This window comes from Planococcus sp. 11815 (genome assembly GCF_051096385.1).
Taxonomy (GTDB): domain Bacteria; phylum Bacillota; class Bacilli; order Bacillales_A; family Planococcaceae; genus Planococcus; species Planococcus citreus.
This window is the reverse complement of sequence record NZ_CP096991.1, coordinates 1,212,673-1,236,191: the sequence shown is the minus strand read 5'-3', so window position 1 is coordinate 1,236,191 and position 23,519 is coordinate 1,212,673. Positions and strand designations below refer to the sequence as shown.

The 23,519-nt window shown below is 48.2% G+C and carries 16 protein-coding genes and 2 rRNA genes; 7 read left to right on the top strand and 11 right to left on the bottom strand.

The window, feature by feature from the left end:
• Positions 1–56: 56 nt before the first annotated feature.
• The 3 genes from M1Q06_RS06275 to M1Q06_RS06265 all read right to left on the bottom strand — a co-directional run bounded on the left by M1Q06_RS06275 (position 57) and on the right by M1Q06_RS06265 (position 5,983).
• Positions 57–2,989: ribosomal RNA gene (locus M1Q06_RS06275) — 23S ribosomal RNA — on the bottom strand.
• Positions 2,990–3,179: 190 nt separating this feature from the next.
• Positions 3,180–4,730 (bottom strand): 16S ribosomal RNA (locus M1Q06_RS06270).
• Together the 16S and 23S rRNA genes form the textbook arrangement of a ribosomal RNA operon.
• A 350-nt stretch (positions 4,731–5,080) precedes the next feature.
• Positions 5,081–5,983 (bottom strand): DMT family transporter, encoded by a 903-nt coding sequence (locus M1Q06_RS06265; RefSeq protein ID WP_121301114.1) that lies wholly within the window; start codon positions 5,981–5,983, stop codon positions 5,081–5,083.
• 96 nt (positions 5,984–6,079) lie between these two features.
• Here M1Q06_RS06265 and M1Q06_RS06260 point away from each other — a divergent pair, with 96 nt between their 5' ends.
• Positions 6,080–6,811 carry an MgtC/SapB family protein gene (locus M1Q06_RS06260; protein ID WP_434402286.1) on the top strand — a complete coding sequence of 244 codons (732 nt, stop codon included), beginning with the start codon at positions 6,080–6,082 and terminating at the stop codon, positions 6,809–6,811.
• A gap of 13 nt (positions 6,812–6,824) precedes the next feature.
• Entirely contained in the window at positions 6,825–7,802 is a 978-nt protein-coding gene (locus M1Q06_RS06255) for a cation diffusion facilitator family transporter (protein WP_434402284.1), read from the top strand.
• Between the two features lie 53 nt (positions 7,803–7,855).
• Here M1Q06_RS06255 and M1Q06_RS06250 read toward each other — a convergent pair whose 3' ends face one another.
• The 4 genes from M1Q06_RS06250 to pruA all read right to left on the bottom strand — a co-directional run bounded on the left by M1Q06_RS06250 (position 7,856) and on the right by pruA (position 13,347).
• Positions 7,856–9,019 carry an iron-containing alcohol dehydrogenase gene (locus tag M1Q06_RS06250; RefSeq protein WP_058381171.1) on the bottom strand — a complete coding sequence of 388 codons (1,164 nt, stop codon included), beginning with the start codon at positions 9,017–9,019 and terminating at the stop codon, positions 7,856–7,858.
• Between the two features lie 110 nt (positions 9,020–9,129).
• Complete coding sequence (locus M1Q06_RS06245) at positions 9,130–10,374, bottom strand: Glu/Leu/Phe/Val family dehydrogenase (protein WP_058381172.1); 1,245 nt, start codon at positions 10,372–10,374, stop codon at positions 9,130–9,132.
• Positions 10,375–10,455: 81 nt separating this feature from the next.
• Entirely contained in the window at positions 10,456–11,649 is a 1,194-nt protein-coding gene (locus M1Q06_RS06240; protein ID WP_121301110.1) for an ornithine--oxo-acid transaminase, read from the bottom strand.
• Between the two features lie 153 nt (positions 11,650–11,802).
• Positions 11,803–13,347, bottom strand: coding sequence for an L-glutamate gamma-semialdehyde dehydrogenase (gene pruA / locus M1Q06_RS06235; protein WP_121301109.1), 1,545 nt, complete (start codon positions 13,345–13,347; stop codon positions 11,803–11,805).
• Positions 13,348–13,486: 139 nt separating this feature from the next.
• Between pruA and M1Q06_RS06230 the strand changes: the two genes are divergently transcribed.
• Entirely contained in the window at positions 13,487–14,797 is a 1,311-nt protein-coding gene (locus tag M1Q06_RS06230; RefSeq protein ID WP_434402280.1) for a sigma 54-interacting transcriptional regulator, read from the top strand.
• Positions 14,798–14,823: 26 nt separating this feature from the next.
• On the opposite strand, the gene yugI is transcribed toward M1Q06_RS06230, so the two are convergent.
• Positions 14,824–15,198 carry a S1 domain-containing post-transcriptional regulator GSP13 gene (gene yugI / locus M1Q06_RS06225; protein WP_121301107.1) on the bottom strand — a complete coding sequence of 125 codons (375 nt, stop codon included), beginning with the start codon at positions 15,196–15,198 and terminating at the stop codon, positions 14,824–14,826.
• An 86-nt stretch (positions 15,199–15,284) separates the two neighbouring features.
• A complete protein-coding gene (locus M1Q06_RS06220; protein ID WP_434402278.1) occupies positions 15,285–17,780 on the bottom strand; it encodes a hypothetical protein in 2,496 nt (831 codons plus the stop codon).
• Between the two features lie 196 nt (positions 17,781–17,976).
• Between M1Q06_RS06220 and M1Q06_RS06215 the strand changes: the two genes are divergently transcribed.
• Positions 17,977–19,314: a sodium-dependent transporter gene (locus tag M1Q06_RS06215; RefSeq protein ID WP_121301105.1), complete on the top strand. Its 1,338-nt coding sequence runs from the start codon at positions 17,977–17,979 to the stop codon at positions 19,312–19,314.
• Positions 19,315–19,415: 101 nt separating this feature from the next.
• The gene (locus M1Q06_RS06210; protein WP_175578541.1) at positions 19,416–19,631 is read left to right on the top strand and encodes a helix-turn-helix domain-containing protein; all 216 of its coding nucleotides are present in this window, start codon (positions 19,416–19,418) and stop codon (positions 19,629–19,631) included.
• A gap of 44 nt (positions 19,632–19,675) precedes the next feature.
• Here the strand turns inward: M1Q06_RS06210 and M1Q06_RS06205 are convergent, their stop codons facing one another.
• Complete coding sequence (locus tag M1Q06_RS06205; protein ID WP_121301104.1) at positions 19,676–19,936, bottom strand: DUF1871 family protein; 261 nt, start codon at positions 19,934–19,936, stop codon at positions 19,676–19,678.
• 81 nt (positions 19,937–20,017) lie between these two features.
• Between M1Q06_RS06205 and M1Q06_RS06200 the strand changes: the two genes are divergently transcribed.
• The gene (locus tag M1Q06_RS06200) at positions 20,018–21,181 is read left to right on the top strand and encodes a MalY/PatB family protein (RefSeq protein WP_434402275.1); all 1,164 of its coding nucleotides are present in this window, start codon (positions 20,018–20,020) and stop codon (positions 21,179–21,181) included.
• A 49-nt stretch (positions 21,182–21,230) separates the two neighbouring features.
• On the opposite strand, the gene M1Q06_RS06195 is transcribed toward M1Q06_RS06200, so the two are convergent.
• The gene (locus M1Q06_RS06195; protein ID WP_434402273.1) at positions 21,231–21,926 is read right to left on the bottom strand and encodes a peptidylprolyl isomerase; all 696 of its coding nucleotides are present in this window, start codon (positions 21,924–21,926) and stop codon (positions 21,231–21,233) included.
• A 131-nt stretch (positions 21,927–22,057) separates the two neighbouring features.
• On the opposite strand from M1Q06_RS06195, the gene M1Q06_RS06190 reads away from it, so the two are divergent.
• Entirely contained in the window at positions 22,058–23,290 is a 1,233-nt protein-coding gene (locus M1Q06_RS06190; RefSeq protein WP_121301120.1) for an MFS transporter, read from the top strand.
• The last annotated feature ends 229 nt before the right edge of the window (positions 23,291–23,519 follow it).

Below are 23,519 nucleotides of genomic sequence, written 5' to 3'. Positions count from 1 at the left end.
AATTCTTGTTCTTTCAAAACCGGATAAATCGACATTGGAAACGCATGTTCAGTTTGTTGGTTAAGTCCTCGATCGATTAGTATTCGTCAGCTGCACGTGTCGCCACGCTTCCACCCCGAACCTATCTACCTCATCGTCTTTGAGGGATCTTACTTGCTTGCGCAATGGGAAATCTCATCTTGAGGGGGGCTTCGTGCTTAGATGCTTTCAGCACTTATCCCGGCCACACATAGCTACCCAGCGATGCTCTTGGCAGAACAACTGGTACACCAGCGGTGTGTCCATCCCGGTCCTCTCGTACTAAGGACAGCTCCTCTCAAATTTCCTGCGCCCGCGACGGATAGGGACCGAACTGTCTCACGACGTTCTGAACCCAGCTCGCGTACCGCTTTAATGGGCGAACAGCCCAACCCTTGGGACCGACTACAGCCCCAGGATGCGATGAGCCGACATCGAGGTGCCAAACCTCCCCGTCGATGTGGACTCTTGGGGGAGATAAGCCTGTTATCCCCGGGGTAGCTTTTATCCGTTGAGCGATGGCCCTTCCATGCGGAACCACCGGATCACTAAGTCCGTCTTTCGACCCTGCTCGACCTGTCCGTCTCGCAGTCAAGCTCCCTTGTGCCTTTACACTCTGCGAATGATTTCCAACCATTCTGAGGGAACCTTTGAGCGCCTCCGTTACTCTTTAGGAGGCGACCGCCCCAGTCAAACTGCCCGCCTGACACTGTCTCCCAAGCCGCTAAGGCTTGTGGGTTAGAAGTTCAATACAACCAGGGTAGTATCCCACCGACGCCTCCCCCGAAGCTGGCGCTCCGGGTTCTCTGGCTCCTACCTATCCTGTACAAGTTGCACCAAAATTCAATATCAGGTTACAGTAAAGCTCCACGGGGTCTTTCCGTCCTGTCGCGGGTAACCTGCATCTTCACAGGTACTATAATTTCACCGAGTCTCTCGTTGAGACAGTGCCCAGATCGTTACGCCTTTCGTGCGGGTCGGAACTTACCCGACAAGGAATTTCGCTACCTTAGGACCGTTATAGTTACGGCCGCCGTTTACTGGGGCTTCGGTTCGCACCTTCGCTTGCGCTAAGCACTCCCCTTAACCTTCCAGCACCGGGCAGGCGTCAGCCCCTATACGTCACCTTACGGTTTTGCAGAGACCTGTGTTTTTGCTAAACAGTCGCCTGGGCCTATTCACTGCGGCTCTCTCGGGCTTTAACACCCTACCAGAGCACCCCTTCTCCCGAAGTTACGGGGTCATTTTGCCGAGTTCCTTAACGAGAGTTCACTCGCTCACCTTAGAATTCTCTTCTCGCCTACCTGTGTCGGTTTGCGGTACGGGCACCTCCCGCCTCGCTAGAGGCTTTTCTTGGCAGTGTGAAATCAGGGACTCTGAGGTTAAACCTCTTGCCATCACTGCTTGATGTACATAGAAACGGGATTTGCCTCGTTTCTCATCTCACAACTTGGACGTGCACAACCAACGGCACGCTCACCCTATCCTTCTGCGTCCCCCCATTACTCAAACGGCGGGGAGGTGGTACAGGAATATCAACCTGTTGTCCATCGTCTACGCCTATCGGCCTCGACTTAGGTCCCGACTAACCCTGAGCGGACGAGCCTTCCTCAGGAAACCTTAGGCATTCGGTGGACGGGATTCTCACCCGTCTTTCGTTACTCATACCGGCATTCTCACTTCTAAGCGCTCCACCAGTCCTTCCGGTCTGACTTCAACGCCCTTAGAACGCTCTCCTACCACGGACATCTACGATGTCCATCCACAGCTTCGGTAATCCGTTTAGCCCCGGTACATTTTCGGCGCAGTGTCACTCGACCAGTGAGCTATTACGCACTCTTTAAATGATGGCTGCTTCTAAGCCAACATCCTGGTTGTCTAAGCAACGCCACATCCTTTTCCACTTAACGGATATTTGGGGACCTTAGCTGGTGGTCTGGGCTGTTTCCCTCTTGACTACGGATCTTATCACTCGCAGTCTGACTCCCAAGCATAAATCACTGGCATTCGGAGTTTGTCTGAATTCGGTAACCCGGGATGGGCCCCTAGTCCAAACAGTGCTCTACCTCCAGGATTCTCTTCTTGAGGCTAGCCCTAAAGCTATTTCGGAGAGAACCAGCTATCTCCAGGTTCGATTGGAATTTCTCCGCTACCCACACCTCATCCCCGCACTTTTCAACGTGCGTGGGTTCGGGCCTCCAGTAAGTGTTACCTTACCTTCACCCTGGACATGGGTAGATCACCTGGTTTCGGGTCTACAACTGCATACTCACTCGCCCTATTCAGACTCGCTTTCGCTGCGGCTCCGGCTTCTCACCTTAACCTTGCATGCAATCGTAACTCGCCGGTTCATTCTACAAAAGGCACGCTATCACCCATTAACGGGCTCTAACTACTTGTAGGCACACGGTTTCAGGATCTATTTCACTCCCCTTCCGGGGTGCTTTTCACCTTTCCCTCACGGTACTGGTTCACTATCGGTCACTAGGGAGTATTTAGCCTTGGGAGATGGTCCTCCCGGATTCCGACGGAATTTCTCGTGTTCCGCCGTACTCAGGATCCACTCTGGAGGGAACGAACTTTCAGCTACGGGGCTATTACCCTATCTTGCGGACCGTTCCAGGTCGCTTCGCTTAATCCGTTCCTTTGTAACTCCGTATAGAGTGTCCTACAACCCCAGAAGGCAAGCCTTCTGGTTTGGGCTGATCCCGTTTCGCTCGCCGCTACTTGGGGAATCGCATTTGCTTTCTCTTCCTTCAGGTACTTAGATGTTTCAGTTCCCTGAGTCTGCCTTCTCATGTGCTATGTATTCACACATGGATACTGCTCCATTACGAACAGTGGGTTTCCCCATTCGGAAATCCCCGGATCCCAGCTCACTTACAGCTCCCCGAGGCATATCGGTGTTAGTGCCGTCCTTCTTCGGCTCCTAGTGCCAAGGCATCCACCGTGCGCCCTTATTAACTTAACCACTGAATGGTCAAAAAAAATAAGTTGATCGCAAAGCGATCACGCTACTTGATGCTTGTTTCTTAATCAATGTCGATCTATCCAGTTTTCAAAGAACAAGTTTGAAAGTCAATCCTTGCGGAGTGAACCTTCAAAACTGAACGCAAAACGTCAACCCGATTCGTGAGAATCGGTTCCGATATTATCCTTAGAAAGGAGGTGATCCAGCCGCACCTTCCGATACGGCTACCTTGTTACGACTTCACCCCAATCATCTGTCCCACCTTCGGCGGCTGGCTCCCGTAAGGGTTACCCCACCGACTTCGGGTGTTACAAACTCTCGTGGTGTGACGGGCGGTGTGTACAAGGCCCGGGAACGTATTCACCGCGGCATGCTGATCCGCGATTACTAGCGATTCCGGCTTCATGCAGGCGAGTTGCAGCCTGCAATCCGAACTGAGAACGGTTTTCTGGGATTGGCTCCCCCTCGCGGGTTTGCAGCCCTTTGTACCGTCCATTGTAGCACGTGTGTAGCCCAGGTCATAAGGGGCATGATGATTTGACGTCATCCCCACCTTCCTCCGGTTTGTCACCGGCAGTCACCTTAGAGTGCCCAACTGAATGCTGGCAACTAAGATCAAGGGTTGCGCTCGTTGCGGGACTTAACCCAACATCTCACGACACGAGCTGACGACAACCATGCACCACCTGTCACCGCTGTCCCCGAAGGGAAAGCCTAGTCTCCTAGGCGGTCAGCGGGATGTCAAGACCTGGTAAGGTTCTTCGCGTTGCTTCGAATTAAACCACATGCTCCACCGCTTGTGCGGGCCCCCGTCAATTCCTTTGAGTTTCAGCCTTGCGGCCGTACTCCCCAGGCGGAGTGCTTAATGCGTTAGCTGCAGCACTAAGGGGCGGAAACCCCCTAACACTTAGCACTCATCGTTTACGGCGTGGACTACCAGGGTATCTAATCCTGTTTGCTCCCCACGCTTTCGCGCCTCAGCGTCAGTTACAGACCAGAAAGTCGCCTTCGCCACTGGTGTTCCTCCACATCTCTACGCATTTCACCGCTACACGTGGAATTCCACTTTCCTCTTCTGCACTCAAGTCCCCCAGTTTCCAATGACCCTCCACGGTTGAGCCGTGGGCTTTCACATCAGACTTAAAGGACCGCCTGCGCGCGCTTTACGCCCAATAATTCCGGACAACGCTTGCCACCTACGTATTACCGCGGCTGCTGGCACGTAGTTAGCCGTGGCTTTCTGGTGAGGTACCGTCAAGGTACCAGTAGTTAGTTGGTACTTGTTCTTCCCTCACAACAGAGTTTTACGATCCGAAAACCTTCTTCACTCACGCGGCGTTGCTCCGTCAGACTTTCGTCCATTGCGGAAGATTCCCTACTGCTGCCTCCCGTAGGAGTCTGGGCCGTGTCTCAGTCCCAGTGTGGCCGATCACCCTCTCAGGTCGGCTACGCATCGTGGCCTTGGTGAGCCGTTACCTCACCAACTAGCTAATGCGCCGCGGGCCCATCCTGCAGTGACAGCCGAAACCGTCTTTCCGTGCAGCCCCATGAGAGGCCGCAAACTATTCGGTATTAGCACCGGTTTCCCGGAGTTATCCCGATCTGCAGGGCAGGTTGCCCACGTGTTACTCACCCGTCCGCCGCTAAACCAAAGGAGCAAGCTCCAATGGTTCCGCTCGACTTGCATGTATTAGGCACGCCGCCAGCGTTCGTCCTGAGCCAGGATCAAACTCTCCATTATAGAGTAGTTGATTGCTCAATACTGCTGGCGTATCGCCGTCTAAAAGACGCGCGATTCGCTTGATCTGCCGAAGCTGATCAGTAAGTAAGTCACGAACACCGAAGTTTGGAATGGCTGATTGCTCCGATCGCCCGGGGGCGACCATCGCAAAAGCCGTTCTCGCGCCAAGGCGCTCGTGACGTCTTTCGTTGACGTTTTGCTGTTCAGTTTTCAAGGTTCATGTTGTGCGCCTTGTTTTGGCGACTTGATTACTATATCCTTTTTAAAACTCGATGTCAATACTATTTCAAAATATTTTTATCGGCTTGTTTCGAGGACATTTACTACTATATACCGGGCGCTTGAAAAAATCAAGCGCTTTTCCGAAAAAAGATTTTTCTAATTTTTTTATAGTCGGTTACGAAAAACAAAAGCCCGGCGATAACAATACTCCCTCCTATAATTTGCGATTTGCTGACCAATTCTCCAAGTATAAAATACGCCAGAATCGCTGCCCCGACTGGCTCAAATAGAATGGCAATGGATATTACATTCGTGCTCACCCACTTCACTGCCCAATTAAATAGCGTGTGTCCAAGAAGATTTGGGATAAGAGCTAATAGAATGAACCACATCCATTCTTCTTTAGGGTATGGCCCAAACGACTCTTCTTTTGCAATGATATAGAAAAATAGCGATATAGTACTGAAACTATACACAATGAATGTGTATGTCACTAAAGACAATCGCTTCCGCACATCTTGGCCAAATAATAAATACGCAGTAATCAGCGCACAAGCAATTAGCGCAAGTATGTCACCGAACAATGCACTTCCGCTTACTTGGAAGTCACCGTAAGCAATAACAACGCTTCCTGTTATTGCAACTGCTCCAGATATTAAAGTTTTTGCAGAGAGGCGCTCTTTAAAGAAGAAGTATGTTCCTGCAAATGCAAAAAGAGGCTGCAAAGTTACGAGAACTGTAGAACTCGCTACAGAAGTATAGTTAAGTGATTCGAACCAAAGAATAAAATGAAAAGCCAAGAAGATGCCAGCGATTGCTGAAAATACCCAGTCTCTTCTATTTAGTTTCTTTATTTCAGGCAGATAGCTATAGAGGAATACCGGGGACATTAATAGAATAGAAAATAACATCCGGTAAAATGCAGTGACGCCTGCATCAGCTGTGGTCATCTTTACAAAGATTGCAGACATCGCCACTGAGATGACTCCGATCAGAATGGGTATATAAGGGTGAATCGTTGGTTTTTCCATTAGGCACCTCTTGCTAAATTAGATTTTGACATCACTTTTCAGTTTGCCACTTGCCGGCTTCACATTCAACCGCAAAGTGAAATGGAGGTTGTGATCTTGGAATTTTTCAGCGCGCTCGAAATCTCTTCATTCGAGACATTTATGAAATTAACGATTGCTGCTGTTTTAAGTTTAGTTATAGGGTTAGAAAGGGAATTAAAGAGGAAGCCTGTTGGTTTGAAGACAAGTATGGTCATTGCCACATTCAGCTGTTTATTGACCATTATTTCAATTGAGTCTGCTTATATTGCAGAATCGAGCAGCAATGAAGGTGTAAATATCACAATGGATCCGCTACGGCTTGCAGCACAAATTGTTTCAGGTATCGGGTTTCTAGGAGCCGGGGTTATATTGAAGCGAGGGAATGATTCCATTTCAGGATTAACTACAGCAGCAATGATTTGGGGGTCTGGCGGAATTGGTATTGCCGTGGCCGCCGGCTTTTACATTGAAGCATTGACCGCTGTCTTGCTAGTTCTTATTGGCATCGAAGTGATACCTCCCCTCCTTTTTCGTTTTGGCCCTAAGCGACTGAGACAAACAGAAGCTAGACTGACTATTTTTGTTTCTGGAGAGGAAGCTATCAGTGAAGTGTTAGAAGAGCTTAAACATAGCGGTATGACCATTGAAGACTTGTCGATTCTTCATTCTGAACAGCAAAATGGAAATTTGTATTACAAACTTTCGATTCGCATGTCTTACGCACAAGGAAAAGAAACTATCGAACTGTACAGGGAGATTTCTTCTATTAGTAGCGTAAAGCAAGTGGACATCGAAATGATTAATTAAAGGAGGAGTTTTTTTGGGAGAATTTTTCGGATTGTTAAAGGGAGGAAATAAACCATCTCTTTATGCAGCACTTATCAATACGTTTATTGCTATTATGAAAGGCGTCGCCTTTACTTTTACCGGAAATGTTGCCATGTTCGCAGAAACGATGCACTCGATCGGTGACGCAGCGAACCAGTATTTTGTTTTCATTGGCTCTGCATTATCGAAAAAAGCCCCAACCAAAAGGTTTCCCAATGGTTTTGGTCGCCTGTTAAACTTAGTTTTGCTTGCAGCCGTTTTAATTGTAGGAATCATGGCTTATGAAACCATTCGTGAGGGCTGGCACCAAATGTTGCACCCGATGGAAGCAGAAGGCTTTATTATCAGCGTTGTTGTTCTATCAATCGCAATTTTACTTGAGTTGTTTGTACTTTACAAAGCTGGTAAAGAAGTTCTGCATGAAGCTGGCGTGAAAGGGGGAGCACTTGCTCCACTTACTACAAGTTTTACCCATTTAAACCGTGCAAAGCCAGCTACAAAACTGGTTTTCTTAGAAGACTTAGTCGCAACTTCTGGTGGTTTGCTGGCCCTAGTTGCTGTTTTGATCGCACACTATACTGGATTCCTGCAAATTGAAGGGGCGGCATCCATTGCAATCGGCTTCATGATGTTCTATGTCGTGACGAAAATCTTCTTGGATAATGCACGTGGTGTCATTGGGGAAACAGATGAACAGATGGTCAATCACATTGCACACCTTCTTTCTGAACGTCCTTCTGTCAAAGATATCCGTGAATTGGAAGTAGTTAAAGAGGGTGAATTTCTCCACGTTGAAACTTTGGTAGAGGTTGACCCTAACCTAACCGTCAAAGAAGCGGACGAGTTGCAGAACCGTTTGGCTGAACTTATTTTGAGCCAGCCTAGCGTCGATGATGTCATCGTCTCACTCGATGCAGATGATGGGGAAAAACACTGGGTGCATGTAAGTAAGCGCCCCGAGATTCATTGAAGAAACCCGAATAAAAAAATCCCGATGCCTTATGCATCGGGATTTTTTCTATATTATAGCGAAGCTTGTAGAATTTTTTCTACATCTTCCCCGTTCAATTTATTGAAATTGCCGAACTCGCCATAGACTAATGTTTTGTCAACGATGTCCGAGAAACGGGAATCATCGATGTCGTAATCTTTCAGGCTACTTGGAGCCCCAATCGACGTCCAGAATTCGACGAGACGGTCGATTCCTTCGTTTGCGATTTGTTCTTCAGATTTGTTTGACGGGTCGACTCCGAACACGCGGGTAGCCATCTGTGCAAATCGCGCTGGATTGACTGGTACATTGTGGCGCATCCATTGCGGGAATAGAATCGCCAAGCCGCCTGCATGTGGAATGTCATAAATCGCAGAGACCGCATGCTCAATATTATGCGATGCCCAGTCTCCGTTATAGCCCATTTGCAGGAAGTTGTTAAGCCCCATAGTTCCAGCAAAAAGAATCGTTTCACGGTGCTCGTAGCTTTCGAGGTCTTCCATGAGCTTCGGAGCTGTTTCGATTACTGCTCGCAACACGCCCTCGATCATCTGGTCCTGTACCGGTGTATTCGTTGCATTGTGGTAATACTGTTCGAACATATGCGACATCATATCCACTACGCCGTATACTGTGTGGTCGCGTGGCACGGATTTCGTGTATGTTGGATCCAAAATAGAGAATTTCGGGAATGTCAGTGGGCTGCCCCATCCGTATTTCTCTTCTGTTTCTTCATTCGTAATAACAGAACCGGCGTTCATTTCAGAGCCTGTTGCTGCCAACGTCAAAACTGTTCCGAATGGTAATACTTCTTCAGGCGTTGCTTTGCGTGTAACAAAATCCCATGCATCGCCATCGTACTTAGCTCCGGCTGCAATGAGTTTCGTGCAATCGATGACAGAACCGCCGCCAACTGCCAGCAGCATATCGATATTCTCTTTTTTGCAGATTTCAATTCCGCGTTTTGCTGTTGAAAGGCGCGGGTTTGGCTCAACGCCAGAAAGTTCATGGATTTCGACGCCCATGTCATTTAGCGTGGCCATAACTTCGTCGTAAAGGCCGTTTTTCTTGATGCTGCCTCCGCCGTATACGACCAATACTTTTTTGCCATAATTCGGCACTTCGTTTTTCAATGCTTCCAATTGCCCTTTGCCAAAAATCAATTTGACTGGGTTATAGAAAGAAAATGCGTTCATTTAATCTCCTCCTCCGATATACGTTCAGATTTCATTATGAATTTTCAATCCTGAAAATGCAAAACATTGAGCATAAGAAAACCGCTCGGCATCAGCCGAGCGGTTGTTTTTTATACCCATCCACGGAAGCGTGAGGCTTCTGCAGTTCTTCTTGCACCGACCATATAAGCGGCAAGGCGCATGTCGATATTGCGGTTAGTGGCTACATTGTATACGTTCTCAAAAGCTTCCACCAATTTCTTCTCGAGCTTCTCGTCAACTTCTTCCTGCGTCCAGTAATAACCTTGGTTATTCTGCACCCATTCAAAGTAAGAAACTGTAACACCGCCTGAACTCGCAAGCACATCAGGGACCAGCAAGATTCCGCGATCTGTCAAGATCTTCGTTGCTTCAGCCGTTGTTGGCCCGTTTGCAGCTTCGACTACGATAGAAGCTTTGATATCGTGTGCATTTTCTTCTGTGATCTGGTTGGCGATTGCCGCCGGCACCAGGATATCACAGTCGATTTCGAACAATTCTTTATTGGTGATGGTATTGTCGAAAAGCGTTGTAACGGTACCGAAGCTGTCGCGACGGTCGAGAAGGTAATCGATATCCAAACCTTCTGGGTCGTGCAGTGCACCGTAAGCATCGGAAATACCAACAACTTTGGCTCCTGCATCGTGAAGGAACTTCGCCAAGAAGCTGCCTGCGTTGCCGAATCCTTGGATAACGACGCGTGCGCCTTTCATGTCAAGTCCGCGTTTTTTCGCCGCTTCATTGATCACGATCGTAACGCCTTGTGCAGTTGCTTTGTCACGGCCTTGTGAGCCGCCCAGCACAATCGGCTTACCTGTAATGAATCCTGGTGAGTTGAATTCGTCAATCTTGCTGTATTCGTCGAACATCCAGGCCATGATTTGCGAGTTTGTGAATACATCCGGCGCAGGGATGTCCTTGTTCGGTCCGACAATCTGGCTAATGGCGCGTACATAGCCACGGCTCAGCTTTTCGATTTCGTGCATGGACATTTCGCGCGGGTCGCAAATGATGCCGCCTTTACCGCCGCCGTATGGCAAGTCCACGATTCCGCATTTCAATGTCATCCACATGGAAAGCGCGATAACCTCGTCGCGGTTCACATCAGGGTGGAATCGGACTCCCCCTTTAGTCGGGCCGACAGCGTCGTTATGCTGCGCGCGGAATCCCGTGAACACTTTGGTTTTCCCATCGTCCATCCGGATCGGGATACGCACTTCCAAGATCCGCATCGGTTCCTTCAGAAGTTCATACATCGAATCTTCGTATCCAAGTTTATCCAATGCAATTTTAATGACATCCTGCGTTGACGTCAACAAGTTCAAGTTTTCAGCCATTGTTTAGTTTCGCCTCTTTGTATTTTAGTAATTACTCGCATCTAGTGTAACATGGCAAACTTCCATTTGCCACATCGATTGTTATTTTGTGAACACTTGGTGAATACGCTCTAGTGCCCAGTCTAGCTCTTCTTTCGTGATAATCAATGGCGGTGCAAAACGGATGACTGTATCATGCGTTTCTTTGCACAAAAGCCCGAGTTCTTTCAGCTGTTCGCAGTAAGGACGCGCAGCTTCAGTCAATTCCATTCCGATAAATAAGCCGCGTCCGCGTACTTCTTTGATTACAGGATGGTCGAGTTTTTTCAGTTCATCCATGAAGTAAGTGCCGAGTTCCTGAGAACGCCCTGTAAGGTTTTCGTCTTGGATGACTTGCATGGAAGCAATGGATACGGCACATGCTAGTGGGTTGCCGCCGAAAGTGGAGCCGTGTGAACCTGGATTGAATACGCCGAGCACTTCATTGTCCGCGACGACACAAGAAATCGGGAATACTCCGCCTCCAAGTGCTTTACCGAGAATGTACATATCCGGATCTACATCTTCCCATTCGCAAGCGAACATTTTACCGGTACGTGCAAGGCCACACTGGATTTCGTCAGCGATGAACAAAACATTGTTTTCGCGGCAAAGTTCGCGCGCTGCTTTTAAGAAGCCTTTTGGCGGCATGATGATCCCGGCTTCGCCTTGGATCGGCTCGATGAGGAAGGCTGCAGTGTTTGGCGTAATGGCATTTTTCAATGCTTCCAAATCACCAAACGGTACGATGTTGATGCCAGGAAGCATCGGGCCGAAGCCTCTGCGGTATTCTGGGTCAGATGAAAGTGAAACAGCAGTCATCGTACGGCCATGGAAGTTGCCTTCGCATGCAATGATTTCTGCTTTGTTTTCTTCAACGCCTTTAACGTCGTATGCCCAGCGGCGGGCAGCTTTGATTGCAGTTTCGACAGCTTCCGCTCCCGTGTTCATCGGCAAAGCCATTTCTTTCCCTGAAATCTTGCAGATCATTTCATACCACGGCGCCAATTGGTCATTGTGGAAAGCGCGCGACGTCAAAGTCACCCGATCAGCTTGGTCTTTCAAAGCCTGGATGATTTTCGGATGGCGGTGGCCTTGGTTCACTGCTGAATAGGCAGACAGCATATCCATGAATTTATTGCCTTCCGGATCCGTCACCCATACACCTTCCGCTTTCGAGATGACGATTGGTAGTGGATGGTAGTTCTTTGCCCCGTACTGTTCTGTTTTTTCAATGATTGACTGTGTTTGTGTCATTCCAAATTCCTCCTTTTAGTTAAGGGTAGACCCGCTGAGCTCTTAAGGCGATGTGGCACTACTCATAGATGTATGCGCTTAACGGAACCTTTTTTAAAAAAAGGCAGACACGGAGTCTGCCTTTTGTGCATCATTATACCATTAAGTGAATAATTAAAACATCTCAGAAGTTGTTTGTGCTTGCATATGAAGAACCAAGTAGTCTGGCCCGCCTGCTTTTGAATCGGTACCGGACATGTTGAATCCGCCGAATGACTGATAACCTACGATTGCGCCTGTGCAGCCGCGGTTAAAGTACAAGTTGCCGACATGGAACTCGTCGCGCGCATACTCGAGGTGTTCACGGTTGTTGGTGATGACGCCGCCAGTCAAGCCGTATTCTGTGTTGTTGGCGATATCAATCGCTTCTTTGAAGTCTTTTGCTTTCATCAATCCAACAACCGGCCCGAAGATTTCTTCTTGCATGATGCGGGCTTGTGGATCCAAGTCAGCGAAAACCGTTGGGTTCACGAAGAATCCTGTGGAATCGTCGCCATCTCCACCAGCAACTAGGCGGCCTTCGCCTTTGCCGATTTCAATGTAATCCATGATTTTTTTATATGAGTTTCCGTCAATGACAGGACCCATGAAGTTCGATTGGTCAACTGTGTTGCCGATCGTTAGTTCATTTGTCAATTCCACTACTCGCTCAAGTACTTCGTCGTAGACATCTTCAACGATGACCGCACGTGATCCAGCAGAACATTTCTGCCCACTGAAGCCGAAAGCGGATTTGACGATGGATTGTGCTGCAAGCTCAAGGTCTGCATTGTTGTCGACGACCATTGTGTTTTTGCCGCCCATTTCAGCGATTAGGCGTTTCATCCAGATTTGGCCTTCATTCACTTTCGAAGAACGTTCTGCGATGCGCAAGCCCACTTCTTTTGAACCTGTGAATGAAATGAAGCGAGTGTTCGGGTGGTCGACCAAATAGTCGCCTACTTCAGATCCCGGTCCAGGAATATAGTTGACGACGCCTTTAGGCATGCCCGCTTCTTCCAATACTTCGATGAATTTATAAGCGACAACCGGGGTTGTTGAAGCTGGCTTCAAAAGAACCGTGTTCCCTGCTACCATCGCTGCAACTGTTGTACCCGCCATGATTGCGAATGCAAAATTCCACGGAGAGATGACAACGCCGACGCCGAGTGGAATATAGTCATAGCGGTTGTATTCGCCAGGACGGCTTTCCATTGGCATGCCGTCTTTTAGGCGCAGCATTTGGCGGCCGTAGTATTCTAGGAAATCGATTGCTTCTGCAGTATCTGCATCTGCTTCATTCCATGGCTTGCCTGCTTCTTTAGTAAGTAGCGCAGAGAATTCATGTTTACGGCGGCGAATGATCGCTGCTGCTCTGAACAAGACATCTGCACGTACTTCAGGTTTCACTTTTTTCCATGTTTTAAAGGCAGCGTCCGCTTCTTGCATAGCTTTTTCTGCGAGTTCTTTATTTGATTTGGAGACGCGCCCAACGATTTCTTCTTTATCCGCCGGATTGAATGAAACGATTTTGTCTTCAGTCGTTACGCGTTCTCCGCCGATGATTAGCGGGTAATCCTGGCCGAGGTATCCTTCAACCGTTTTCAGGCCTTCCAAGTATGCATTGCGATTCTCCTCGATCGAGAAATCTGTGAATGGTTCATGTTTGTAGGGAATCATTGGGAATCCTCCTTATAATTGAGCGAGCGCAAAAAAAATTTGCACTCTTAATCTGTTTCCACTTATAATAATGCAAAAGATTATTGCGTTTTTCAAGTATTTTAATCTAAAAAGTCAAAAAAATTTTGGAGTGATGGCCATGAACGATGCGCAAATAGACTTGGCCCCTTTTTATAAATTCGCTGGAGACCATGTGGCTGTAGGTTTACACGCCATAGACAGCAAAGGGAAGACCATTTTATATAACCGCAAGATGCGGGAAATCGAAGGCTTCGATTTTCAGGAATTAACGGACCGGTCGCTTTTGGAAATGTTCCGTTTCGACCAAACACAGAGCACTTTGCTGCAAGTACTGACGAGCGGCACCCCAATATTAAACATCAAACAAACGTACTGGAACCGTAAAGGCCAAGAGATTACGACCATCAACGATAGTTATCCAGTCTTTGAGAACGGCGAATTGATTGGAGCGATTGAACTTGCACGGGATGTCACGACTTTAGAGCGTGTCATCTACCAACCATTAAAAAAATACGAGGAACCGATTACGTTCGCGAGCTTGACTGCCGTATCGGCGAGCATGCAAAACATCATTGCCCGTGCAGAAAAAGCTGCAGCCGCGAAATTGCCCGTGTTATTGGTCGGAGAATCAGGTACCGGAAAAGAACTTCTCGCGGAAGCGATCCATTCCGCTCATGCTTCCGAGCTTCCGATGCATATCTTGTATTGCCACGGCACCGATAGCCGGTTGATTGACGAGTTGGATAAGGAAATTGAACGCATGCAGCATGGCACGATTTATTGTGAGCGCATTGACTTGTTGCCGCGCGCCTTGCAGATGCAATTGCTTGAAGTCGTCGAACGGCATGCGGCAGGCGATTGCTATTTTGTCGCGAGCGTCGGTGACGATCCCGTCGAGCTGATCTCTTCTAATACTCTAGTAAAAGATTTATACTATTTCTTCTCGGCCATGACCATCAAAGTGGAACCATTGCGCCGCAGGAAAGAAGACATCCTGCCGTTTGTCGATGATTATTTCTCCAGGCACCGCATGAAAGTCGGGTCGGTCATCCGTTCCTTGTCGGATGAAGTCGAAAAATTATTCCTCAGCTATGACTGGCCGGGCAACTTGAAAGAACTCGAATTGCTGTTGGATGAAATCACATCACTCGTCACGACACAGGAAGTCGTGACAGCTTCCATGCTACCGCACCACTTTAAGCTAAAAACCCAAAGCGGGTCGCTGCAGCCGGAAGATTTCCTGGTCCGCTCCGATAAGGATTTACTGCCGCTCGAGGAATATTTGCAAGAAGCGGAAATGTATTACTTGGAAAAAGCGATGGACCTTTTCGGGGGTAATGTAACAAAGGCAGCCCAAGCACTCGGCATGAGCCGCCAGAATCTTCAATACCGCCTGCGGAAGATCAAAAAAAACGCCCAATCGACGTAATGTCGATTGGGCGTTTTATTGAGTTCTTATTGGCCGGAACGTTTGATCCATTCCTGCATTTTGTCTTTCAAAGTGTTGAAGCCTTCAGAGTCGCTCTCGTTCACATGAGACTGAAGAGATTGACGCGGCTTTTCACTTTTTTGAGCTGCCGGCGGCTGTTCTTGCAACGCGCGAATCGACAAGCTGATTTTTTTCGATTTAGTATCGACGTCCAAAACTTTCACGTCTACTTCCTGTCCAACAGACAAGTATTCGCTGACTTCTTTCACATAACCGTGCGTAATTTCTGAAATGTGGACAAGTCCTTGTGTTTGGTCGTCAAGTGCAACGAATGCACCGTATGGCTGGATTCCTGTTACTTTGCCGGAGACTTTATCTCCTGTTTGATACGTTTTTGTCATAGTTAACCGCTCCTAGTCTTTATCTAAATTACTGTACACCTATTGGCATCTGTATATTATAGCACAGGTTCCTTATAAGAGTAAAATCAGTAACTAGGAAACAACTCGAAGCGCCAGCCATCCGGTGTTTTCTTCATATTCAAATGTTCGTACCATTCACTGGCACCCTCTATTTCATATAAGATTTCAAGACTGGCATCCACTTCATTTTCGATATTTAAATCCGCTGCCGTGAATGACACTGACCTCAAATTATCGAAACCTGCGACTTGATGACTTCCGGCAAAATTGCGCCAAAACTCGATTTTCTGGCCCTCGGTTCCGGGTGCCAGCAAGGTATTAGCGACCGCTGCGTCCTCTTGTTCGATCGCATGCAATAAGGCATACGTGACAACGAGCGGCGACGTATTTTTCGGCAGTTTCTCTTGATTCGCCAATGCTTTATACGCCTCCATGCCCTGTTTCTGCAACTCCGGATCCGGCGCTTGAGAGAATTCTTGCTGCTGGTATTGAACGAGCCAAATATGGTCCTGTTCCGTTACTAAAGCTGGCTGAAGCGGATTGGACCGGCGGAACCCGATATCCTGCTCTTCATACGCCACTGCCGGCTGGATCATCACTTTCTTGTAGATGCGCTGCATCATTTCTTGCTGGATTTCAACCCAAAGCGCATTTTCCGTCAATTCAGGAATCGGCTCCCACTCTGCCCTATACTGCTCCAGGCTTGGCTTAAGTTTGCTGTCCGCCAACAGATGGTACATCGTTTCCGGGTCTTTCTCCTGGTTCGCATAAAAATAAAGGAAGTAAACATCCAGCGGCTGCACGCCGGCTAGCAAATCCATATCATAGGATTGTTTGAAACGCGCATACAGTTCCTTGACACGATCGTAATCGAAATCCGCCAAGTCTACCAATTCCGACTCTAATGGAAAATCACCGTTTGGCAAGGTTGAACTCAGTTCCCCTTGCTGTTCCAGCTTGAGCATCTCCAGACTATCTCCGTATTCCAAGCGGTCCAAAGAGTCGGATTGCTGCCAGCCGCTGTCTTCCATTTCATCGATCACCGGCAATAAGATCGCCGCCAACGGGTCGTATGAGGAGAGCGTCTTCCAAAGTTTGCGGATTTCGGGCTTAACGGTGCCCCCTCCATAAATTTCCCTGTCCGAACCTTTGGTGATTTGCCAGAAGATCTGCTCATACATTACTTCGATCTCAGTTTTTAAAGCGCTGTCCGTTGGTTCATCAATCAATAAATAAAGCATAGCGTCGAATGCGCCAATCAGATGGTTCGGCTCGACCAGCCAGCCTTGTTCATCGAAATAAGGGTGGAACATGAACAATGGTAGATACATCCCTGCAAATGGATGTGTCTGGAATTGCGGAAGCTGCTGCAACTGTTCAATATCCTTCGTCAACAAATGCATCCTGTCCGGATCTGTCAGACGGAAGCGCAACCTGTATTCTGGCCATGCAGCAAGCAATTGCTCCAGTTCAGCAGATGCGTCCGGGATATCTTCTATTAATAATTGCGGCTCGCCATAATGTTCGGATGCAGCGGGTAATTGTTCTTCGTTATCTTTTAAAATGTTTTCTGCAAAATCCTGCAGTTCATTTGTTTTCATCAAATATAGTTCCATAAAACGGTCCATTTCATCGATTGGCATATGGCCTGAGTTTGCCAAGGATTCGCCCATTCCTTTCGGCGTTTCGATCATCCAAATCAATTCTTCCATCTGTTGAGTGAAAAGTTCCGCGTCGTCTTTGTGTTGCTGCAGCTCGCTCCGGCTGAACAGTTCGTCTTTTTCTTGATCGGCGTTAGCTACAAAGGTAAACTCCGCAAATTGCCTTTCTTCCGCCCCTAGGCGTTGTTTGGCATTTTCTCTCGTTCCCTCGTATTGCTGTTCCATCTCATCTGCCATTTCCTGCGTCAGCTGCCCTTCTGATGCTTCCGAGGCGGATGGCAGGCTGAAGCTGTCGAAGAAAAAGGATGCCCCAACGACTCCGGCAAGCAAAGCAATCGATGTTGCGACGAGCCAGATGGCCGGTTTTTTCACTTTTGGCGCTTGCTCTTTTTGCTGTTCGTCAGCAGCTGGGCTTTCTTCAATCGGTGCTTCACGATCTGGAAGCTTGACCCGCTTGATGGATTTGTCCAGGAATTCGAGCCGCTTCGTCAGTTCTTGCTGATCTTCTATGGCCAATGTTTTCGCTAACTCGCTTTTTGCGCTGTCTATGTAACCGAGCATCTCTTGTTCTTCCAGTTGCAGCGCTCGTGAAGCGAAAGATATTTCAAGGCCGTTTACTAAATGGAGAACAACTGCCATGCGCTTATTGACCGGAAGTGATTGCAGCGCCAAATGGCTTTCCCGGTCTTCTTGGAAGCCAATCAAGCTGCCGTCGTTTTGCAGATCGGGAAATTGCGCTAATTGCTTTGCAGCGGCACGATAGAGTTTTATTTTCGGGTCGTCCTTAGTATCCATTTTGCCTGCACGTTCCTGGACCTGCCTAGTAAAGATATCCGTCTGTTCGGCCGCCATGCCATTTTGATAAGCAAATCGCCTGAGCTCTTCTATCAGTTGGGCCATGTCCTGTTCCTCGTTTCGACTATTCCCGCTTACTGGATTGCTGTTTTCATCCATCTCTCCATCAGCTCTCTTTCTCGTGAATTTCCTTTTATTTCTATTATACAGAAGAAATTCAATGCATTTTTAAATAATTCTATTTTTTTCTGGGAGGCTCGTGTAAAATAGTGAAATCTAATCGATTTAGGAGGAACCAATTATGAAAGCACGTGAACAATGGACGTCCAAGATCGGTTTCATACTCGCAGCAGCCGGCAGTGCAATCGGCCTCGGGGCGATCTGGAAGTTCCCATACGAAACCGGCGCGAACGGGGGCAGCGTGTTTATCTTGCTGTTCATCCTGAGCACTGTCTTGATCGGCTTGCCGATTTTGCTTGCTGAATTCGTTATCGGGCGCCGCGGACAGGCAGATGCCGTCAGCGGACTCAAAAAACAAGCACCCGGAAAGCCGTGGTATTTAATTGGCTGGTCCGGATTTATTTTTTCTTTCCTAATCCTTTCCTTTTACAGTGTAGTCGGCGGCTGGGTGCTATCGTATCTCGTACGCGCTGTTACTTTGCAACTGTCGGGGCTAGGCGATGCAGATTTTGCCGAGTTGTTCGGCGGCATTATCAGCAATCCATGGGAAGTGCTGATCGCACAAGCGGCGTTCATGGGACTAACCATCTGGATCGTCCAAGGCGGCATCAAGGCCGGCATTGAACGCGCCAGCAAAATCATGATGCCGGCCTTGCTCATCTTCTTCGTCATCTTGATGATCCGTTCATTGACACTTGACGGGGCAATGGAAGGCGTCCGCTTTATGTTCGTGCCTGACTGGTCGTTCTTCAATTTCGAAACGGCACTTGTCGCTCTCGGGCAAGCGTTCTTCTCCTTGAGTGTCGGTGTTGCCGGAATGATCACTTATGCATCTTACCTCAAGAAATCCGAGAATTTGACGCGTTCAGCTGTAAGCGTTGTGACTTTGAACATCGTCATTTCCATCATGGCCGGATTGATCATCTTCCCTGCAGTATTTGCACTTGATTACTTGCCGGATCAGGGGCCAGGCCTTGTCTTCATTATCTTGCCGGCCATTTTTGACCAATTGTTCATGGGCCAATTCCTAATCATCATTTTCTTCATCCTCTTATTGTTCGCGACTTTGACTTCATCCATTTCGATGCTTGAGATTACCGTCTCGATCGCCGTGAAGAATAAATACGACCGCCGCCGCCGTCTGGCATTCATTATCGGCTTGGCGATCTTTGTAGTCGGCATTCCGAGCGCCTTGTCGTTCGGCGTCATGAGCGAGCCCGTTTTCTTCGGCTATACGTTCTTTGACTTCGTGGATATCTTGACGAGCCGCATCGGCTTGCCGCTCGGCGCATTGTTCATCTCACTGTTTGCAGGATATGTGCTGACCAATAAAGATGCACATAATGAATTAACACAGCAACAGAAGTGGGTGGAAGTGTGGCGTGTGCTTGTGCGTTATGTTGCGCCAGCCGCCATCATCGTCGTCTTCATCAACGGCATCATCGATATCTTTTCGTGATCTCATTGTTCGAAAAATGCCACAACTCTATATGTAAGAAAACGTTCCGTCGTGGTATGATAGAGCTAGAAGGAAGTCTTTAAGAAAAGGAGTGTATGACTTTGAAAAAAGATTTGCACACCCAATTGAAAATGCTGCGGGAAGAACGCAATTTGTCGCTTGATGACTTGTCTTTAAAGACACGCATCGGCACAGCGCGCCTTGAATCCTATGAAAGCGGCGAAGAAGTACCGTCCGTCCAAACGATCCTTGTGCTATCAAATGCACTCGAAGTACCTGCTTCCAACTTGCTTGACGGACTGGAAACACCAAAATAAAAAAGCTTCGGCACTGTGCCGGAGCTTTTTTATTTTGGCTTTTTTCAAATGATGTGTTTTGCTTCATACTTTACAGCCAATAGCTTATAGGAGACTTCCACGCATTTCTCCAACGGAATCCATTGCTTGAAGCTTGATTCGTAAATGCCTTGGATCGCTTTCGCTAAATCTGATGGATGGTCGATATCGTGCAGCCTGTCGATGACATCATTCGCTTCTGTATTGTACTCGCCAGTGCCGACAGAAAATGGGTCCCACCCTTCCATAATCCTCAGCGCTCTTTTATCCATGTCCACCGTATCCATTCGTTTTCACCTATCATTCCTGTATCGTTAACAGCTATAATATCATAGAAACCAAAAAGAAATGAGGAGATTGCTTTGAATTTGTTCGAACAAACACATGACCGGCGGGACAGCCGTTCGGTGAAATGGGGGCGGATGGAGTCAGTCTATGGAATCCAGGATGCATCCGGCATATTGCCGATGTGGGTTGCGGATATGGATTTCCCGGCGCCGCCTCCAGTGACTGACGCTTTGCGAGAACGATTGGAACATCCGATTTTCGGTTATTCATACATATGCGAAGAATGTAAAACAGCAGCCGCGGACTGGCTGGAAAAGCGGCATGGCTTAATCGTCCAAACGGATTGGATGCTGTTTCATCAAGGGGTTATCCCAGCCATGGCAAGTATCATCGACGTCTTTACCGACATTGGAGATCACGTACTGGTAACACCGCCTGTCTATCCGCCATTTTTCTCCATCCCTAAAAATCTTGGGCGCGGAGTCCTGTACTCCGAATTGACAGAGCAAGATGGCGAGTACACCATCGATTGGGTTGATTTTGAAGCCAAGCTCGAAAAAGCACAGTTGTTTATTTTGTGTAATCCGCATAATCCCGGCGGCAAATTGTGGACACCGACTGAATTAGAGAACATCGTCCAGTTATGCACACGCCATGATGTGTTGATTCTTTCGGATGAAATCCATAGTGACTTAATCCATGCTGGGGAAACCCATACCCCTCTCCTGTCGGTTGCCGGCAGCGAGCGAAACCGCATCTTCACATGCATCGCCCCGACAAAAACGTTTAACCTGGCAGGAATTCAAGCGGCGATGATCGTTTCTCCCGATTCCGATAAACGCTCTCGTTTGGAACAGCATATGCAAGCGCACGGCACTGGTTCTCTAAATGCATTTGCGCCTGTTGCATGGAAAGCCGCATACGAACAAGGTGAACCGTGGCTGAATGAATTGCTCGAAGTGTTAGCACACCATATTGATTATGCGTTGGAACGGCTCGAACGCGAATTGCCTGGCTTGAAGATTCGCAGACCGCAATCGACATACTTATTGTGGATCGATTACCGGGCGCTCGGTTTCACCGAAGACGAAGTGATGAAACGCCTGCTCGAAAAAGGAAAAGTGGCGCTTGAGCCGGGATCAAAATACGGCGAAGCCGGCCGCGGTTTCTTGCGAATGAATATCGCGTGCCCAACACAGACCTTAGAAGATGGTGTCAGCCGAGTCATCCGCGCACTCCGTTGAAATGTTTGGAAAAAAGAAAAAAGCTATCGCCCGCTGCGATAGCTTTTTCTTATTGCTCGATGATATCGATCGATTCGATGACGATGTCTTCAAGCGGTTTATCATTTGCGCCTTTTTCGACAGCTGCGATTTTGTCGACGACATCCATGCCTTCATCGACCTGCCCGAAGACTGTATGCATCCCGTCAAGCCAAGGCGTTCCGCCCATTTCTTCGTAAGCTGCCGTGATTTCTTCCGGGTAATCAGAGGCACTTCCTTCTTTTATTTCTTTTGCCTGCACGATAAAGAACTGGCTGCCGTTCGTTCCCGGCCCAGCATTTGCCATCGACAAAGCACCGCGGAAATTGAATAGTTTGTCGCTGAATTCATCTTCGAAAGGCTCGCCGTAAATGCTTTCGCCCCCGCCTCCTGTGCCGGTCGGGTCACCGGTCTGCAACATGAAATCTTCTATGACGCGGTGGAAAATAACGCCGTCATAATAACCAGATTCGGCATGCCCCAGGAAATTCTCTACTGCTTTTGGTGCGATTTCAGGGAATAGGCGGATACGGATCGTGCCTTCTGATGTATTCAGATCTACAACCGTTTCTTCCGTTATACCTGGTTCAAGTTGCGGATAGCCTTGCACTTCTTCTGTTGAAGCAGGCTCTGTTCCGCCTTTTTCCTGTTGTTCTCCCGAGCTGCCGCATGCTGCTAACGCAACGACAGAGAACAGGAGCATTACTGACCATAAAGTTTTTTTCATTTCGTTTCACCCCGCTTTATTCTAGCATAGAATAATTCAGAATACAGTGGTAATTTATTCCGCTTTTTTCGGGTAACGAACTATTATATAATATAGGAAGAGTTTTGGTTTTCAGAAAGAAGGGGTTCCAACTGGATACTCAAAAAAGAAACTTTTACATCATCATGTTCACCAATTTCCTGGTCGCCGGCAGTACGACGATGATCATGCCGTTTTTGTCGCTGTACATTGAATCGCTTGGCAGTTTTTCGGATGAGTATGTTCAGCGCTGGTCAGGGTTGGTGTTCGGCGTGACTTTTGTTGCTGCGTTGTTCATGTCGCCGGTATGGGGGCGCATCGCCGACAAATACGGCTTCAAGCCGATTTTGATCATCAACGGCTTCGGGATTGCCACCAGCATCTTTCTGATGGGGACGGCTGACTCCGTCCTTGGCTTGTTCATGATCCGCTTATTCATGGGCGTCGTTACAGGCTTTATCCCGACCTCACTCGCATTCGTCAGTTCCCAAACATCTAAGGAGACGGCCGGCAAAACGCTCGGTACGCTTCAAATGGGCAGCGTGTCGGGTACCTTGTTCGGGCCGGTGCTCGGTGGCTTGATGGCCGATGCGTTCGGCTTCACTTATACGTTCCTCATCACTGCTACGATCATTGGCATCGCCGCATTATTCGTTGTCTTCGGGCTGAAGGAAATCCGCAAGCCGAAACGAAAAGATGCCCATGTCTATGCGCGCAGCACCGTGATCCAGGGCATCTTGCATCACCGCTTGCTGCTGAATGTCATGATCATCACCGCTTTGATCCAAATCGGCAATTTCAGCATCCAGCCCTTATTGTCTTTGTATGTGGCGGAATTGACGGAAGGGACCGCCCAAGTGGCCTTTCTCGCAGGTGTCACGTTCAGCGCGACGGGCGTCGGCAATTTGCTGTTCGCTAGGCTCTGGGGACGGCTCGGGGATTCGGTCGGTTATGAGAAGATTCTCGGCTTGCTGTTGCTGCTCGCATTCTTGTTCATCATCCCGCAAGCCTTTGTCACCGAGCTTTGGCAGCTGATCGTTCTGCGCTTGTTCTTCGGTGTAGCGGTCGGCGGCATGATTCCAACAACGACTGCCCTGATGCGCCGCGAAGCGCCAATCGATATCCAAGGCGAAGTGATGGGCTATAACACCAGCTTCCGCTTTCTCGGCAATATCGTCGGCCCGATGTTCGGCGGTATCGTCAGTGGGTTTATCGGAATTTCTTCCGTCTTCGTTGTAACCGGATCATTATTCGTTTTCGCCTTCGTTTTCCTCTGGTATACAAAAAAACAACCGGACCAGGATTTCGAAGATGTGCTCTTGGAACAAGAGCTGAAACACTCCTAACATCTTCCAAAAAACACTTGTTGGATAGAGAGTCCTTCTTTCAGCAAGTGTTTTTTGTGTACACTTTTTTAAATTCGCAATATTCTGTTTATCGAGTTTCTTCCTATTACAAAACACATGAAATCTTTATGCTCTTCCTCCTAGCTGCAAGGGTGTACGGTGCAAAACCGCTCTGAATGCGTTATACTTTTTAATTAGAAACTCATCACGTACCACTTTGGAAGGAGGA

Excerpts from the sequence above, each read along its gene's own strand:
- M1Q06_RS06195 (WP_434402273.1), bottom strand. The coding sequence starts at position 21,926 with ATGAAAAAAACTTTATGGTCAGTAATGCTCCTGTTCTCTGTCGTTGCG.
- M1Q06_RS06250 (WP_058381171.1), bottom strand. The coding sequence starts at position 9,019 with ATGAACGCATTTTCTTTCTATAACCCAGTCAAATTGATTTTTGGCAAA.
- M1Q06_RS06240 (WP_121301110.1), bottom strand. The coding sequence starts at position 11,649 with ATGACACAAACACAGTCAATCATTGAAAAAACAGAACAGTACGGGGCA.
- yugI (WP_121301107.1), bottom strand. The coding sequence starts at position 15,198 with ATGACAAAAACGTATCAAACAGGAGATAAAGTCTCCGGCAAAGTAACA.
- M1Q06_RS06215 (WP_121301105.1), top strand. The coding sequence starts at position 17,977 with ATGAAAGCACGTGAACAATGGACGTCCAAGATCGGTTTCATACTCGCA.
- M1Q06_RS06205 (WP_121301104.1), bottom strand. The coding sequence starts at position 19,936 with ATGGATACGGTGGACATGGATAAAAGAGCGCTGAGGATTATGGAAGGG.
- M1Q06_RS06220 (WP_434402278.1), bottom strand. The coding sequence starts at position 17,780 with ATGGCCCAACTGATAGAAGAGCTCAGGCGATTTGCTTATCAAAATGGC.
- M1Q06_RS06230 (WP_434402280.1), top strand. The coding sequence starts at position 13,487 with ATGAACGATGCGCAAATAGACTTGGCCCCTTTTTATAAATTCGCTGGA.
- M1Q06_RS06265 (WP_121301114.1), bottom strand. The coding sequence starts at position 5,983 with ATGGAAAAACCAACGATTCACCCTTATATACCCATTCTGATCGGAGTC.
- pruA (WP_121301109.1), bottom strand. The coding sequence starts at position 13,347 with ATGATTCCCTACAAACATGAACCATTCACAGATTTCTCGATCGAGGAG.
- M1Q06_RS06245 (WP_058381172.1), bottom strand. The coding sequence starts at position 10,374 with ATGGCTGAAAACTTGAACTTGTTGACGTCAACGCAGGATGTCATTAAA.